Here is a 15391-nt window from a genome sequence, read left to right on the forward strand (position 1 = left end):
GATCAAGTTCTCGGTGAACATCATGCGCGGCTGCTTCGGCGGCTGTACCTTCTGTTCCATCACCGAGCACGAGGGCCGCATCATCCAGAGCCGCTCGGAAGCCTCCATCCTGCGCGAGATCGAGGAGATCCGCGACAAGCAGCCGGACTTCAAGGGCCACATCTCCGACCTCGGCGGCCCCACCGCCAACATGTACCGCATGGCGTGCAAGGACCCGAAGATAGAGCGCTCCTGTCGCCGCCTGTCCTGCGTCTATCCCGGCATCTGCGAGAACCTGGGCACCGACCACGGCCCGCTCATCCAGATCTACCGCAAGGCCCGCGCGCTGCCCGGCATCAAGCGCATCACCATAGGCTCCGGCCTGCGCTACGACCTGGCGGTGCGCTCGCCGGAGTACGTCAAGGAGCTGGTGACCCACCACGTCAGCGGCCTGCTCAAGATCGCCCCCGAGCACAGCGAGGACGGCCCGCTGTCGAAGATGATGAAGCCGGGCATGGGCAGCTACGAAGCCTTCCGCAAGCTGTTCGAAAAGTATTCGAAAGAGGCGGGCAAGAAGCAGCACCTGGTGCCTTACTTCATCGCCGCCCACCCCGGCACCACCGACGAAGACATGCTCAACCTGGCGCTGTGGCTGAAGGAGCGCGATTTCCGCCTCGACCAGGTGCAGACCTTCCTGCCGACGCCGATGGCGCTGGCCACCGCGATGTACCACAGCCGCAAGAACCCGCTGAAGAAGGTGAGCGCGGAGTCCGAGGCGGTGGAGACGGTGCGCACCGGCAAGATCCGCAAGCTGCACAAGGCCTTCCTGCGCTGGCACGACCCGGAGAACTGGCCCATCCTGCGCGAGGGCCTGATGCGCATGGGCCGGGCCGACCTCATCGGCAATGGCCCCAACTGCCTGGTGCCACGCGGCCAGCCGGCGGGTGCGGCCACCCCGGCGGCGGCCCGGGCGGGCGGGGAGCGCGGCCGCGGCAGTAGTGGTCCGCGCCAGGGTGAGCGTCCAGCGCCCTTGCGCCCAGGCGGCGGGGCATCGCGCCCCGGCCCGGCCACGGCGCGCGGCAAGCCTGGCGGCGGACGCCCGCCGCGGCCGGAGCAGGGCAAGCCCGCGCAATCCGGCCAGCCCGGCCGGCGCGACGGCCGCAACCGTGCCGGCGGCCGCTGAACGCCAGCCCTGTCCCTTTCTCACCAACCCGCCCGGATCCGATGCTGATACTGATAGACCAGGACGGCGTGCTCGCCGACTTCGAGCGCGCCTTCCATGCCGCCTGGCAACGCGCCGGCCATGACTTTCCCGCCGTCGCCCTGGAGCGCCGCACCAGCCTGCATGTGCGCGACGACTACCCGGAAGCGCTGTACGGCGCGGTGGAAGCCATCTACACCGCGCCCGGCTTCTACCGCGAGCTGCCGCCCATCGCCGGCGCGCTCGACGGCATGCGCGAACTGCTGGAGGCCGGCCATGATGTGCGCATCTGCACCGCACCGCTCAACCAGTACCGCAACTGCGTGGCCGAGAAGTTCGAGTGGGTGGAGCGCCACCTGGGCCCGGGTTTCGTCGACCGCATCATCCTCACCAAGGACAAGACGGTGGTGCATGGCGACATCCTGGTGGACGACAACCCGGACATCCGCGGCAGCCGCCGGCCGGACTGGCGCCAGGTGCTGTTCGACCAGCCCTACAACCGCCACCTGGACATGCCGCGCATGAGCTGGGCGAGCTGGCGCGAAGCGCTGGCCGGCTGAGAGCCCGCTGGCGCCGGGTATTGCCGCCGGCGCCGCGATGAAGGTGGCATCGACGCCACGCCAGCCGCCACGAAAAGCCTGAACCGGGCACAATGCCGGGCTTGCCCGCCCCGCCCCCGCGGCGGGCCCGTACAACCAACCCCGCCAAGCCCATGCGCTACGAACTCCTCGTCGGCCTGCGATACACCCGCTCGCGCAAGCGGGCGCAGGGCCGCAACCGCTTCATCTCCTTCATCTCCCTCGTCTCCATGCTGGGCATCGCGCTCGGCGTCGCCGCCCTCATCGTCGTGCTGTCGGTGATGAACGGCTTCCAGGAAGAGCTGCGCACCCGCATCCTCGGCGTCGCCTCCCACATCCAGGTGCAGAGCCTGGATGGCGAACTCGCCGCCTGGCAGCGGGTGGCCGACCAGGCCAGCCAGCATCCGGCGGTGCGGGCCGCCGCGCCCTATGTGCAGGAGCAGGGCCTGCTGTCCTTCGAGGACGTGGTGCGCGGCAGCATGGTGCGCGGCATCCTGCCGGCGGAGGAGGACAAGGTCGCCGACTTCGGCCGCCACATGAAGGCCGGCAGCCTGGAGGCGCTGCAGCCCGGCCGCTTCGGCATCGTGCTCGGCCGCGACCTGGCACTGGCGCTGCGGGTGCGCCTGGGCGACAAGGTGACGCTGATCGCGCCCCAGGGCCTGGTGACGCCGGCGGCGGTGCTGCCGCGGGTGAAGCAGTTCGAGGTGGTCGGCATCTTCGAGGCCGGCATGTACGAGTACGACTCCGGCCTCGCCCTGATGCACCTGGCCGACGCCCAGGCGCTGTACCGCATGGGCGACGGCGTGAGCGGCGTGCGGCTGAAGCTGGACGACCTTTTCGCCGCGCCGCGGGTGGCGCGCGAGCTGGCGGCCACGCTGGATGCGCCCAACGCCATGGTGGTGGACTGGACGCGCAGCCACGCCAACTTCTTCCGCGCGGTGGCGCTGGAGAAGACCATGATGACGCTCATCCTCTTCCTCATCGTCGCCGTCGCCGCCTTCAACATCGTGTCCACGCTGGTGATGGCGGTGCAGGAGAAGTACGCCGACATCGCCATCCTGCGCACCCTGGGCGCCAGCCCCGGCTCCATCATGGCCATCTTCGTGCTGCAGGGCGCCATCATCGGCTTCGTCGGCCTGGGCGCCGGTGTGGTCGGCGGCCTGCTCATCGCCCACAACCTGGATGTGGTGATCCCGGCGCTGGAGGCCATCACCGGCGCCACGCTGTGGAACAAGGAGATCTACTACATCAACGAACTGCCCTCCAAGGTGTTGCCGGCGGACGTCATCAGCATCGTCTCGGTGTCCTTCGTGCTGACGCTGGTGGCCACGCTCTACCCGAGCTGGCGCGCATCGCGGGTGAACCCGGCGGAGGCCCTGCGCTATGAGTGAGAACGACATCCCGGTGCTGGCCTGCGAAGGCCTGGAGAAGAGCTTCCGCGAAGGTGCGGACGCGGTGAAGGTGCTGCGCGGCGTGAGCCTGCAGGTGGCGCGCGGCGAGCGCCTGTCCATCGTCGGCAGCTCCGGCTCCGGCAAGAGCACGCTGCTGCACCTGCTGGGCGGGCTGGACGTGCCCAGCGGCGGCAAGGTGGCGCTGGAGGGTCAGGATTTCTCCCGCATGTCCGACGCCGCCCGCGGCGAGGTGCGCAACCGCAAGCTGGGCTTCGTCTACCAGTTCCATCACCTGCTGGCCGAGTTCAGCGCGCTGGAGAACGTGGCCATGCCGCTGTACATCCGCCGCCTGCCCAGGGCCGAGGCCAACGAGCGCGCCGCCGCCATGCTGCGCGAGGTCGGCCTGGGCCACCGGCTGGACCACGCCCCCGGCGAACTCTCCGGCGGCGAGCGCCAGCGCGCCGCCATCGCCCGCGCGCTGGTCACCGAGCCGGCCTGCGTGCTGGCCGACGAGCCCACCGGCAACCTGGACCGCCGCACCGCCGAATCGGTGTTCGACCTCATGCTGTCGCTCAACGAGCGCCATGCCACCAGCTTCATCATCGTCACCCACGACGACAACCTCGCCCGCCGCGCCCAGCGCACCCTGAGGCTGGACGACGGCGTGCTGGTAGACGGTTAGCAAGCTGTTCAGCCGCCGCGCGCGATGTCATTGATCGCGGACATTCCTTTGCGCCCTATCCACGCGGCTTAATGCCGTGTGGGCAGCGCCGGCCGATGCCGGCGTCTAAACTGGAACCGGCCACGTCCGTTAACCGGCCGGCCAGGCTGTTCCGGGTATCCCCTTAGAGTTGTGCATTCATCGATGGCGAGTGCCGGCACGACAGGCCGGTACTCCGGGAGACGCCATGTCCACCTTCTTCATGCCCGCCGTGCTGCTGCTCGACAGGCTGCGCTATCCAGTCAAGTTCCTGCTGGTCGCGCTGGCATTCGGGCTCGCCGCCACCACCTTGCTGTACCAGGTCTACCACCAGCTCAACGGCAACATCGTCGTCGCCGAACGGGAGAGAGCCGGGCTGGGCTTGCTCGACCAGGCCATCTCCACACTGCTGCTCGCCCAGCAGCATCGGGGTCTGTCCGCCGGCGTGCTTGGCGGCAGCGCCGAACTGGCGCCGCAACAGGCGGAAAAGGCGGCGGCCCTGCGTACCGCGCTGGCCGAGGTCGAACGCAGCCTGGGCGCCGACGAGCGCTGGCAACCGCTGCTGGCGGGCTGGAAGGCCTTGCACGGCCAGCTGGAGAGCCTCGCCACCGATGGCCTCAAGCTGCCGGCGCCGGAGAACTTCCGCCTCCACACCCAGGCGGTGGAAGGCATGCTGGTGTGGCTGGGCGAACTGGGCGACGTCACCGGGCTGACGCTGGATTCCGAACCGGAAGGCGTCAATCTCATCGACGCCATGCTGCACTCCATCCCTGAGGTCACCGAGCGCCTGGGGCGGCTGCGCGGGCGTGGCACCGGCTTGATGGCCCGTGGCCAGGCCAGCCGTGAGGACGAACATGCGCTGGTCGCCCAACTGGCGCAGCTGGAGCAGAGCCAGACGCAGCTGCGCGACCGCCTGGCGCGCTCCGGCAGTGCTTCGCCGGCCCTGGCCGCCAGCCTGTCCGGCGTGATGGCCGAGGTGAACAGCGGCGTCGGCGCGCTGACCGACGCCACCCGGCGCGAGCTGGTGAATGGCGGCTTCGGCATGAAACCGGCGGATTTCTTCGCCCTGGGCACCGCCGCCATCGACAGCGTGGTGAAGGGCTATCGCCAGCAGGTGCTGCCGGCAATGAGCACGCTGCTGGACGAGCGCCTGGGCAGCCTGCGGCGGCAGCTGCGCATCGGCATCGCGGTATCGGCGGTAGCGCTGCTGGTGGCGGCCTACCTGCTCGCCGGCATCTACTTCTCCATCCTGCGTTCGGTGCGGGAACTGAGCGCCGGCGCGCGGCGCTTCGCCGCCGGCGATTACCGCTCGCGGGTGGAGTTCTCCGCCTGCGACGAGTTGCACGAGGTGGCCGACCAGTTCGATGCAATGGCCCGCGACGTGGCGGCGCTGATCGGCGAGATCCAGGGCAGCGCCCGCCAGGTGGGCGAGGCCTCCACCCGGCTGTCGGAGTCGGCCCATCAGGTGGCCAGCGGCTCCGACGCCCAGAGCGAGGCCGCCTCCGGCATGGCGGCGGCGGTGGAGGAGATGACGGTAGGCATAGACGAGATCAGCCGCCATGCCGCCACCGCGCATGAGCTGGCGGAACTCTCCGGCAAGCTGTCGGAGGAGGGCGGCGAGGTGATGGCGCGCTCCACCGCCGAGATGCACGGCATCGCCGACGCGGCCAACGCTTCCGCCGAGGCCATCCGCGAGCTGGGCGAACGCGCCCGCAGCATCGGCGACATGGTGAATGCCATCAAGGAGATCGCCGACCAGACCAATCTGCTGGCGCTCAACGCCGCCATCGAGGCCGCCCGCGCCGGCGAGAGCGGCCGCGGCTTCGCGGTGGTGGCGGACGAGGTGCGCAAGCTGGCGGAGCGCACCGCCCATGCGACCCAGGAGATCACCGTGGTGGCCGGCTCCATCCAGCAGGGCACCGAGCAGGCGGTGGCACGCATGGAGGCCGGCGTCGCCCAGGTGCAGGATGGCATGGCCCTTACCGAGCGCGCCGGCGCGTCCATGAGCCAGATAGGCGAGCGCGCCCGCGAGGTGCTGCAGGCGGTGGGGGACATTTCCCTGGCATTGAAGGAGCAGAGCAGCGCCAGCGCCGAGATCGCCCGCAACGTCGAGCGCATCGCCCAGATGGCGGAAGAAAACAGCCACGCGGTGCGCGATACCGCCGGCACCGCCAGCGAGCTGCAGGGCTTGGCGGGGAACCTGAAGACCAAGGTGGAGCGGTTCCAGGTCTAGAGGGGAGGCGGGCGCAGCGTCGGAACGTTCAGCCGGATGCCGGGACGGCAGCGCCGCTTCGGGCTCATTCGGGCTCAGCGGTGAAGAAAGCCCGGTGGGCAATTTCAGGCCCGGAGGCGGAGGCAGCGTGGCGTCTCCCGTCGCCGCAAGCCGAGCTCGATGCCGGGGTTTGCTCCCCTCTCCCGCGAGGGAGCAAATCCCGCGCTTCCGCCACTCGACTGGGCAGCTGGGCTGAATATCCGCTCAGGGAAGACGCCGGGTGCTACAAGCAGACGCCCGGCCCAGCGGCCGGAATCCGTTCCGCACCGGCCCACGCCTGGGCCGTACCCACTCACCCCGCCGTCCGCGCCTGCGTCAGCCAGCCCAGCCCGGCAACGGTGCCCGCCGCCGGAATGTACTCGCAGCCTATCCAGCCGTCGTAGCCCAGCCGGTCCAGCTCGCGGAACAGGAAGGGGTAGTTGATCTCGCCGCTGCCGGGCTCGTGGCGCCCCGGGTTGTCGGCGATCTGCACATGGGCGATATAGGGCTGCAGGCGGGCGAAGGTTGCCGCCAACTCACCCTCGCTGCGCTGGGCGTGATAGACGTCGTACTGCAGGTAGAGATTGTCGGCGCCCACTTCGTCCATCACGTCCAGCGCCTGGGTGGTGGTGTGCAGGTAGAAGCCGGGGATGTCGTACTGGTTGATCGGTTCGATCAACAGGTTCATGCCCTCCGCTTCCAGTGCGGCGGCGGCGAAGCGCAGGTTGTCGGTGAAGGTCTCGAACAGTTCGTCCGGGTCGGCTTCCGCCGGTGCCAGTCCGGCCAGGCAGTTCAGCTGCCGGCAGCCCAGCGCACGGGCGTATTCGATGGCCTGGCCCACGCTCTCCTGGAACTCTTCCTCCCGCCCCGGCAGGCAGGCGATGCCGCGCTCGCCGGTGCTCCAGTCTCCCGCGGGCAGGTTGTGCAGCACCAGGGACAGGCGGTGGCGCTGCAGTTCTTCCACATGTTGTTCGACCGGCCAGGCATAGGGAAACTGGCACTCCACCGCGTCGAAGCCGGCCTGGGCGGCGGCGGCGTAGCGCTGGAGAAAGTCCATTTCGGTGAACAGCAGGCTGAGGTTGGCGGCGAAGCGAGGCATGGCAGGGCTCGGCGGTGAGTTCAGGGGAGCAGGCGCGCAGTATGTCTGCCGCCATCCGGCTTTGCCACCGCGCGCCTTCGGTTTTATATGCAAATAGGCTATAAGGCGGTTCCTTGACCCGACGGAACATGAGGTACGCCATGCCGAGAAGACGCTTGAACTGCTCCAGATGCAATGCGAGCCGCATCGTAGACCTGGAGCCCGGCCAGCCGCTGCGGGTGCCCGACTGCCTTGGGTGCGGCGGCGAGGCGGTGATGGAGATGGGGCTGGATTTCTCGCTGACCCAGCTACCCCAGCCCGGTGTTTCGCGGATCGACCGCTGGGACGTGCGCATGCTGGAGCGCTCGCTGGCCGGCAGTGCCGGCTACCGGAAGCTGATGACCCTGTCGTACACGAGCAAGGGCTATGACTTCATCGGCTTTCACGGCTGCGGTGCGAACTCGGCGCGGGCGATGATGATCGGCGGCGTCGATCCGGCCCGGAACGTGGTCGGCGCCCGCGGTCGAGGGTTCTATGTGGGCAGTCTCTACACCGGGATTCCGGCGGATTGGGCGACGAAGGCGGAGAGGAAGGGGCATGGCAAGGCGACCCGGCTTGCTGTCTACGTCAAGAACTTCGGCGAGCTGACCTGGGGCAGCGATTACGACTGGGGAAAGATGGACGGCGATGATGAGGTCGCCGAGACCGGCCTGGAGATCGTCTTCTTCGGCGATGCCTGCAAGCGCTTGCGGGTGGTGCCTGCGATGGGGCTGGAGAGCAGCGCCCTGTGGCAGGCATGCCCGCAAGACTCACTGGGATTCGGGGAAAGGGCGAAAGTGAAGCAGGCGGCGACCCATCTGGGCGTGAAGGAGGCTGATCTGGCCGGCTGGATCTGCAAAGGGAAGCTGCACAAGCATCTGAACGAGACGCAGCTCGCCTGGCTGGAGCGCTTCTTCGAATGAAGGGGTGTGCTCAAGCCTAGGCCGCGCCCTCCGGCCTGTAGCTCAGCCGCGGCATCCACAGTAGGGCCAGGGCGCAAGCCAGGCCGATGACGGCGACGATCCAGAAGATGGGCTGGTTGAGGGCGATGCGTTCCGGGTGCACGCCCCGGGCGGCGGCGAGGGCGAGCAGGTTGCCGGCGGCGACCAGGGTGGCGGAAGCATAGTCGTGGTAGCGGCGGGCGCGGTTGGCGCCGGTGGTCCAGCGCGGGTCGGTGTTGTAGCTGGGCAGGACGAGGTGGGCGTCGCCCAGGCGTTCCAGCTGGGCGAGGAAGCGGCGCAGGTTGGTCAGCGCGCGCTCCGCCTTGTAGTGCAGGAACACCAGGCAGGCGGAGGTCACCGGAAAGCCCGGCAGCAGCCATTCCACCGGCAGGCCGGCGCCGTCGCGCGACGGGCGCATCGCCACCAGTACCGCGAGCAGGCCCAGGGTCAGCGACACATAGAGCGCCAGCGCCTGCTGGCGCTGGGCGATGCGGGCATTCACCTCCTGGTAGGCGGCGACGAAGCGGTAGTTGGCATCCACGATGCCGCCGCGTGGCGGGGGCGGGCTGGTGTTCATCGGCAGGGTCTCCGGTGGTGCTGTTTGTGCTGGTGTGCTGTGGACCCGGGAAGAGGGGAGCTGCGGGCGTCGGCATGGGCTGTCCGGCTGTTGCCTTTGCTCCATCGCCCCGTCCGGACGCTGCTTTGCCACTGCTGCTCAGCCCGCGCCCGCCACTGGAATCAGGCGCGGCAGCGTGTAGGCGCTAAGCGGCGGCGCTTCGCCGAGGTAGCGCTCCACTTCCACCAGGCAGCTGTGGGCGGCGCAGCCCTGGCCGAGGCGGGAGCTGCCGAGGTCGCGCGTCAGCACGTTGGGGTTGCCGTGCTTCTCCAGGTTGGCGGCATCGCCGTCGCCCAGGCGCAGCGGGTCGTACCAGGCGCCGGTGGACAGGCGCAGCACGCCGGGCATCACCGCCGGGTCCAGGCGGGCGCTGGCGAGGCAAGCGCCGCGGCGGTTGTGGATGCGCAGCAAATCACCATCGCCGATGCCGCGGGCGGCGGCATCCGCCGGGTTGAGGTGGGCCGGCTCGCGGCCGTGCAGCTTGTGCGCCTGGCTGGCTGGGCCGTGGTCCAGCTGGCTGTGCAGGCGGCCGACGGGCTGGTCGGAGATCAAATGCAGCGGGAATTTGGCGGTGGCGGCGGCGGGCGCGCCCAGCCATTCCTGCGGCTCGCGCCACACCGGGTGGCCGGGGCAGTCGGCATAGCCGAAGCCGGCGATGGTGGCGGAGTGGATCTCGATGCGGCCGCTGGGCGTGGGCAGCGGGTGCGCAGCCGGATCGGCGCGGAAGGCGGCAAGCATCACCACCGGGGCTTGCGGCTCCAGTTCGGCGAGGTCCAGCAGGCCGGCGGCGCGGAAGGTGTCGTAGTCCGGCCAGTGGCTGCCGCGCGCCTCGGCCTTGGCGGCGGCCTCGGTGTAGAGGTGGCGCAGCCAATCGGCGGCGTCGCGGCCTTCGGTGAAGACAGCGTCGGTGCCCAGGCGGCGGGCGAGGGCTGCGAAGATGGCGTAGTCGTCGCGCGCCTCGCCGGGCGGATCGGCCAGCCGGCTCATCGCCACCACATGGCGCTCGCGGGTGGAGAAGCCGATGTCGTCGCGCTCCGGCGCAGCGGTGGCGGGCAGCACCAGGTCGGCCATGCGGGCGTGGGCGTTCCAGAACTGCTCGTGGACGATGATGGTCTGCGGCCGCTTCCAGGCGCGCACCAGGCGGTTGAGGTCCTGGTGATGGTGGAAGGGGTTGCCGCCGGCCCAGTAGACGAGACGGATGTCGGGATAGACGAGGCGCCGGCCGTTGTAGTCGAAGGGCTGGCCCGGCTTTTCCAGCATGTCGGTGAGGCGGGCGACCGGGATGTAGGCGTCCACCCTGTTGCGGCCTTGCGCCAGCGTGGGGCCGGGCACGCGGGCATGCGGGCTACCCATCAGGTTCAGCGGGCCGTAGGCGAGGGCGAAGCCGCCGCCGGGCAGGCCGATCTGGCCCAGCACCGCGGCCAGCGCGATGCTCGCCCAGAAGGGCTGCTCGCCGTGCTCGGCGCGCTGCAGCGCCCAGGCGCAGTTGATCAGCGTCCGCTGCGCCGCCATGTCCTCAGCCAGCTGGCGCAGGCGCCCGGCCGGCACGCCGGAGATGGCCGCCGCCCAGTCAGCGTCCTTGACGATGCCGTCGTCGGCGCCGAACAGATAGGCCCGCCAGCGCTCGAAGCCGACGCAGTGGCTGGCGAGGAAGGCGGCGTCGTGGCGGCCGGCGGCGATCAGCGCATGGGCCAGCGCCAGCATCACCGCGGTGTCGGTGTTGGGGCGTATGGGTAGCCATTCCACGGATTCGGCTGGCGCGTCCAGGTTGTCCGCCACCGGGCTGAAATTCACGAAGCGGCAGCCTTTGGCCGCCAGCGCCGCCAGGCCCGGCCGGCAGCGGTGTTCGAAGGCACCGCTGGCGCCGACCTGGGCGTTCTTGGCCGGCACGCCGCCGAAGGCGACGAAGAGCCGGGTGTGGGCGGCGAGCACGTTCCAGTCGTGATGCTGCGCCATCAGCTCGTCCATCGGCATCACCAGGTGCGGCAGCAGGGCGCGGCCGGCGCCCAGGCTGTAGCTGTCCACATGGCGCACATAGCCGCCGATGCTGTTGAGGAAGCGGTGCACCTGGCTCTGCGCGTGATGGAAACGGCCGGCGCTGGCCCAGCCGTAGGAGCCGCCGAAGATGGCGGCGTTGCCGTGGTGCTTGCGCACCCGCTGCAGCTCGCGGGCGGCGAGGTCCAGCGCTTCTTCCCATTCCAGTTCGACGAAGGCCTCGCTGCCGCGGCGCTCGCGGTCGTCCCCGCCGCTGCCGCCCTCGCCGCGCATGCGCGCCAGCCAGCCGGCGCGGGCGGCCGGCCGCTGGATGCGCAGCGGCGAGCGGTAGGCGACGAGCATGTCTTGGCCGATCAGCGAGGGGTCGGGGTCGCCGGCGTGCGGCTGCAGCCTGCTGCCATCGGCGCTGGCGGCGTACAGGCCCCAGTGGCTGGCGGTGTAGCGGGTGTGGGCGGGCATCTCTTTCTTCTTCGGCAGCGCGCGATGCGCGGGCGTGGCGGTGGCGATGGTGAGCCTGCCAGAGTAATGGTGCCGCCCGCGGTATCGATATAAGAAAAATAGTGATCGATATACGAAACAGCGCGAACGAATCGCCGAATCAATATGCATCAATTGGTGAATGGCAGGGCCGCAAGCTGAGACTGATTTCGCTTCGGCAAGGGCAAGGTCAGGCTCTTATTCACCAATATCGATAACGAAAGAAATATTGGTGATTGAAATGGAAAGGGCTGCGCGGATGAATTCTGTATTTGTGGATTACAACGCCAAAATCCGTATTTGGGCGCTATCCGCGCGGTGATAACTTTGCGCCACCCGAATTGCCGCATCTCATCGCGCCAGTTCTGGCGATGCGCAGCAGGCGGTGGTTTCCGGTCTTCTGCAATTCGCCGTATTTCGCAATTGCAGATTGGTGGATTCGAAAAGCCCGCGCTTTTCTCAAAGCTCAGCTTTTCTTATTCGCCGCTCAATTCCGCTTCCAAATCAAAACGCCGTAATTGCACACATGAAAATCAGAATACTCAATCGGCAGGACGCGCTGGCCGGCGGCCTGTTCGTTCTTTTCGGCCTGGCCGGAGCCTATATCGCTTCCTCCTACGCCATAGGCACCGCCATGCGCATGGGCGCGGGTTATTTCCCGCTGGTGCTGGGCGGCATCCTGGTGCTGTTGGGGTTGGTGGTTGGCCTGCGCAGCCTGCGGCTGCAGGTGGCGGCGAACGAAGCGCACGAGGTGGTCGAAGCGCTGGGCCGCGGCGCGGCCGGGCTGCGCCGGCTGGCGGGGCTGCGGCCGGCGCTGTTCGTCGGCGCCGGCGTGCTCGCCTTCGCCCTGCTGGCGCCGCACCAGGGCCTGGTGCTGGCGACGGTGGCGCTCACGCTGCTGAGCGGCTATGCCCACCAGGAAGTGCGCATCCGCGAGCTGCTGGGCCTGAGCGTTGCGCTGGCCTTCTTCGGCTCGGCGGTGTTCGCCTACGGCCTGGGCTTGCCGCTGCCCGTGCTGCCGGCTTGAGCGGCGGAACGACATGGAACTGCTGTCTCATCTGGCGCTGGGTTTCGACGCGGCGCTGAGCTGGAACAACGTTTTCTACTGCTTCGTCGGCGTCACCCTGGGCACGCTGGTAGGCGTGCTGCCCGGCCTCGGCCCGGTGGCCACCATCGCCATGCTGCTGCCGGTGACCTACGGGCTGTCGCCGGCGGCGGCGCTGATCATGCTCGCCGGCATCTACTACGGCGCGCAGTACGGCGGCTCCACCACCGCCATCCTGGTGAACCTGCCGGGCGAATCGTCCTCGGTGGTGACCTGCATAGACGGCCATGCGATGGCGAAGAAGGGCCGCGCCGGCGCCGCGCTGGGCATCGCCGCCATCGGCTCCTTCTTCGCCGGCACGGTGGCCACCCTGGTGGTGGCGGCCGCGGCCACGCCGCTGGCGGAGTTCGCGCTCAAGTTCGGCCCGGCGGAATACTTTTCGCTGATGGTGCTGGGCCTGGTGGCGGCGGTGGTGCTGGCGCAGGGTGACATCGTCAAGGCCATCGCCATGACCTTGCTCGGCCTGCTGCTGGGCATGGTGGGCACCGACGTGAATTCCGGCGAGGAGCGCTTCACCTTCGGCCTGCCGCAACTGGCCGACGGCATCGACTTCGTCGTCATCTCCATGGGCATTTTCGGCATCGGCGAGATCATCGCCAACCTGGAGCACGACCAGAAGCGGGATGTGACGGTGGCCAAGGTCGGCAGCGTGCTGCCCACCCGCGACGACTACCGCCAGGCGTGGAAGCCGGTGCTGCGCGGCTCCGGCCTGGGCGCGGTGCTGGGCGTGTTGCCCGGCGGCGGGGCGATGCTGAGTTCCTTCGCCGCCTACATGATCGAGAAGCGGCTGGCGAAGGACCCCTCGCGCTTCGGCAAGGGCGCCATCGAGGGCGTGGCGGCGCCGGAATCGGCCAACAACGCGGGCGCGCAGACCTCCTTCATTCCGCTGCTGGTGATGGGCCTGCCGTCCAACGCGGTGATGGCGCTGATGATAGGCGCGATGATGATCCACGGCATCGTGCCCGGCCCGCAGGTGATGACCGAGCGGCCGGAGCTGTTCTGGGGCGTCATCGCCAGCATGTGGGTGGGCAACCTCTTGCTGCTGCTGCTCAACCTGCCGCTGGTGGGCATGTGGGTGAAGCTGCTGTCGGTGCCGTACCGCATCCTCTATCCGGCCATCCTGCTGTTCTGCTGCATCGGCGCCTTCAGCGTGAACAACAGCCTGTTCGACCTGCTGCTCACCGTGGCCTTCGGTCTGCTCGGCTACCTCTTCATCAAGCTGCGCTGCGAGCCGGCACCGCTGCTGCTGGGCTTCGTGCTCGGGCCGATGATGGAAGAGAACCTGCGCCGCGCCATGCTGCTCTCCCGCGGCGATGCCAGCGTGTTCTTCACCCGGCCGCTGAGCCTGACGCTGCTGCTGATCGCCGTCGGCCTGATCGTGGTGATGACGCTGCCGCGGCTGCGCGCGACCCGGGAGGTGGCCTTCGCCGAGGACTGACGGCGGGGCCGCCGGCCCCGCGCGGCACCTCCGGTTCCGCCTTCCCTCCGTCTCCTTCTTCCGCATTGCCGCGCCAGCCGCTTGCACGGCAATGCCAACCACATCCATAAAAAACGCAGGACGACCATGAGCACGCACGCCATCCACGCAATCCATGATTTCGACGTTCCCACCCGCGATCCCGGCGAATACCTCGCCGTGCTCAACGCCCGCCGCTGGGAAAAGCTGCAGCGCCAGATCCGCTACGTGTGGAGCAACGAAGACTACTTCCGCCAGCGCTTCCTCGAGGCCGGCATCCAGTCGCCGGACGACATCCGCAGCTTCGACGATTTCCGCCGCCTGCCGGCCTTCATGGACAAGACCCGGCACCGCGAGTCGCAGGACGCCTCGCTGGAACGCTACGGCCATCCACTGGGCCTGCACCTGACTACCGCGCCGGAAAACGCCATCCACCTGGCCGCCACCTCAGGCACCACCGGCACGCCGACTTTCTACGTGTTCAGCCGCAAGGATCTGGACATCACCTACACGGTGCTGGGCCGCATGTTCGCCGCCGCCGGCATCCGCCCCGGCGACACCACCTTCCACGCCTTCGGCCTGTCGCTGTGGCTGGCCGGCATCACCTATGTGCAGGCGCTGGAAGCCTATGGCGCGCGGCCGGTGGCGGTGGGTGCCGAGGGCGGCGTGCCCAAGATCCTGCGCTACATCGAGCTGACCCGGCCGCGGGTGCTGTTCGCCACGCCCTCCATGGTCACCCAGCTGATCGAGCGTGCGCCCAAGGAGATCGGCAAGCCGGTCGGGGCGCTGGGCATCGAGGTCATCTACTGCTCCGGCGAGCCCGGCGCCAGCCAGCTGCTGTTCCGCCAGCGCGTCAAGGAGCATTACGGCGCCAAGGTGTTCGACGCCACCGGCGGTGCCTGGCACAACGGCACCATCACCTGCGACAGCGAGCACTCCCACGGCATGCACTACCTCGCCGAGGACTACTGCTTCCGCTACGACCTGGTCGACCCCGACACCAAGGCGCCGCTGGAGCTGAAGGACGGCGCGGTGGGCGAAGCCATCCACACCGCGCTGGAGTACGAAGCGGCGCCGTCCTTCCGCAACGCCACCGGCGACATCCTCAAGCTCCACGTCGGCGAATGCCCCGGCTGCGGCCATTTCGGCACCCGCATGGAGATCGTCGGCCGGGTGGACGACATGCTGGCGATCAAGGGCGTGAAGGTGTATCCGGCCGCCATCCAGAACGTCGTCGCCCAGTTCCGCCCCAAGGTCTCCGGCGAGTTGCGCATCCGCCTGGACGCGCCGCCGCCGCGCGTCGAGCCGCCGCTGCGCCTCGCGGTGGAGGCGGGCGAGGGCACGCCGGAATCCGAATGGGCCGCCATCGGCGCCGCCATCGAACAGCGCATCCGCGAGCTGCTCACCTTCCGGCCGCAGGTCGAGGTGCTGCCCTACGGCAGCCTGCCGCGCACCGGCGCCAAGACCAAGCTGATCGAGATCGCGGGGAAGGGCTGATATGAAGCTGAGCACACCCGGCAGCGCACGGCCGCTTGCTCCCCTCCCCCCTGGCGGGGGAGGGGAGCAAGCGGCCGTGCGCTGCCG

At 69.1% G+C, this 15391-nt stretch carries 12 protein-coding genes; 9 read left to right on the forward strand and 3 right to left on the reverse strand.

The features are described 5' to 3' along the window. The 5 genes from GRF61_RS19465 to GRF61_RS19485 all read left to right on the forward strand — a co-directional run. A partial coding sequence (locus tag GRF61_RS19465; protein ID WP_248281346.1) for a DUF3362 domain-containing protein occupies nucleotides 1–1162 on the forward strand: 1162 nt, incomplete at its 5' end. A gap of 41 nt (nucleotides 1163–1203) precedes the next feature. Then, a complete protein-coding gene (locus GRF61_RS19470; protein WP_169152287.1) occupies nucleotides 1204–1740 on the forward strand; it encodes a 5'-3'-deoxyribonucleotidase in 537 nt (178 codons plus the stop codon). Nucleotides 1741–1892: 152 nt separating this feature from the next. Then, on the forward strand, nucleotides 1893–3149 hold the full coding sequence (locus GRF61_RS19475) for a lipoprotein-releasing ABC transporter permease subunit (protein WP_169152288.1): 1257 nt from the start codon (nucleotides 1893–1895) through the stop codon (nucleotides 3147–3149). Further along, a complete protein-coding gene (gene lolD, locus GRF61_RS19480; RefSeq protein ID WP_169152289.1) occupies nucleotides 3142–3831 on the forward strand; it encodes a lipoprotein-releasing ABC transporter ATP-binding protein LolD in 690 nt (229 codons plus the stop codon). Before GRF61_RS19475 ends, lolD begins: the two co-directional genes overlap by 8 nt. A 226-nt stretch (nucleotides 3832–4057) precedes the next feature. Continuing rightward, nucleotides 4058–6082 carry a methyl-accepting chemotaxis protein gene (locus GRF61_RS19485; RefSeq protein ID WP_169152290.1) on the forward strand — a complete coding sequence of 675 codons (2025 nt, stop codon included), beginning with the start codon at nucleotides 4058–4060 and terminating at the stop codon, nucleotides 6080–6082. 331 nt (nucleotides 6083–6413) lie between these two features. Here the strand turns inward: GRF61_RS19485 and hyi are convergent, their stop codons facing one another. Beyond that, complete coding sequence (gene hyi, locus GRF61_RS19490; RefSeq protein ID WP_169152291.1) at nucleotides 6414–7199, reverse strand: hydroxypyruvate isomerase; 786 nt, start codon at nucleotides 7197–7199, stop codon at nucleotides 6414–6416. A gap of 155 nt (nucleotides 7200–7354) precedes the next feature. On the opposite strand from hyi, the gene GRF61_RS19495 reads away from it, so the two are divergent. Beyond that, nucleotides 7355–8140: a hypothetical protein gene (locus tag GRF61_RS19495; protein WP_169152292.1), complete on the forward strand. Its 786-nt coding sequence runs from the start codon at nucleotides 7355–7357 to the stop codon at nucleotides 8138–8140. Between the two features lie 16 nt (nucleotides 8141–8156). Here the strand turns inward: GRF61_RS19495 and GRF61_RS19500 are convergent, their stop codons facing one another. Together GRF61_RS19500 and GRF61_RS19505 are read right to left on the reverse strand one after the other, a co-directional pair. Next, a complete protein-coding gene (locus GRF61_RS19500; RefSeq protein ID WP_169152293.1) occupies nucleotides 8157–8735 on the reverse strand; it encodes a hypothetical protein in 579 nt (192 codons plus the stop codon). A gap of 138 nt (nucleotides 8736–8873) precedes the next feature. Next, complete coding sequence (locus GRF61_RS19505) at nucleotides 8874–11228, reverse strand: molybdopterin-dependent oxidoreductase (protein ID WP_169152294.1); 2355 nt, start codon at nucleotides 11226–11228, stop codon at nucleotides 8874–8876. A 544-nt stretch (nucleotides 11229–11772) separates the two neighbouring features. On the opposite strand from GRF61_RS19505, the gene GRF61_RS19510 reads away from it, so the two are divergent. The 3 genes from GRF61_RS19510 (at nucleotide 11773) to GRF61_RS19520 (ending at nucleotide 15304) form a co-directional block, all read left to right on the forward strand. Then, nucleotides 11773–12273, forward strand: coding sequence for a tripartite tricarboxylate transporter TctB family protein (locus tag GRF61_RS19510; protein WP_169152295.1), 501 nt, complete (start codon nucleotides 11773–11775; stop codon nucleotides 12271–12273). A gap of 13 nt (nucleotides 12274–12286) precedes the next feature. Next, nucleotides 12287–13789, forward strand: a complete 1503-nt coding sequence (locus GRF61_RS19515) for a tripartite tricarboxylate transporter permease (protein ID WP_169152296.1) — start codon at nucleotides 12287–12289, stop codon at nucleotides 13787–13789. 126 nt (nucleotides 13790–13915) lie between these two features. Beyond that, entirely contained in the window at nucleotides 13916–15304 is a 1389-nt protein-coding gene (locus GRF61_RS19520) for a phenylacetate--CoA ligase family protein (protein WP_169152297.1), read from the forward strand. The last annotated feature ends 87 nt before the right edge of the window (nucleotides 15305–15391 follow it).

It is taken from the genome of Azoarcus sp. TTM-91, assembly GCF_012911025.1.
GTDB lineage: Bacteria > Pseudomonadota > Gammaproteobacteria > Burkholderiales > Rhodocyclaceae > Azoarcus.

Excerpts from the sequence above, each read along its gene's own strand:
- GRF61_RS19470 (WP_169152287.1), top strand. The coding sequence starts at position 1,204 with ATGCTGATACTGATAGACCAGGACGGCGTGCTCGCCGACTTCGAGCGC.
- GRF61_RS19475 (WP_169152288.1), top strand. The coding sequence starts at position 1,893 with ATGCGCTACGAACTCCTCGTCGGCCTGCGATACACCCGCTCGCGCAAG.
- lolD (WP_169152289.1), top strand. The coding sequence starts at position 3,142 with ATGAGTGAGAACGACATCCCGGTGCTGGCCTGCGAAGGCCTGGAGAAG.
- GRF61_RS19485 (WP_169152290.1), top strand. The coding sequence starts at position 4,058 with ATGTCCACCTTCTTCATGCCCGCCGTGCTGCTGCTCGACAGGCTGCGC.
- hyi (WP_169152291.1), bottom strand. The coding sequence starts at position 7,199 with ATGCCTCGCTTCGCCGCCAACCTCAGCCTGCTGTTCACCGAAATGGAC.
- GRF61_RS19500 (WP_169152293.1), bottom strand. The coding sequence starts at position 8,735 with ATGAACACCAGCCCGCCCCCGCCACGCGGCGGCATCGTGGATGCCAAC.
- GRF61_RS19505 (WP_169152294.1), bottom strand. The coding sequence starts at position 11,228 with ATGCCCGCCCACACCCGCTACACCGCCAGCCACTGGGGCCTGTACGCC.
- GRF61_RS19510 (WP_169152295.1), top strand. The coding sequence starts at position 11,773 with ATGAAAATCAGAATACTCAATCGGCAGGACGCGCTGGCCGGCGGCCTG.
- GRF61_RS19515 (WP_169152296.1), top strand. The coding sequence starts at position 12,287 with ATGGAACTGCTGTCTCATCTGGCGCTGGGTTTCGACGCGGCGCTGAGC.
- GRF61_RS19520 (WP_169152297.1), top strand. The coding sequence starts at position 13,916 with ATGAGCACGCACGCCATCCACGCAATCCATGATTTCGACGTTCCCACC.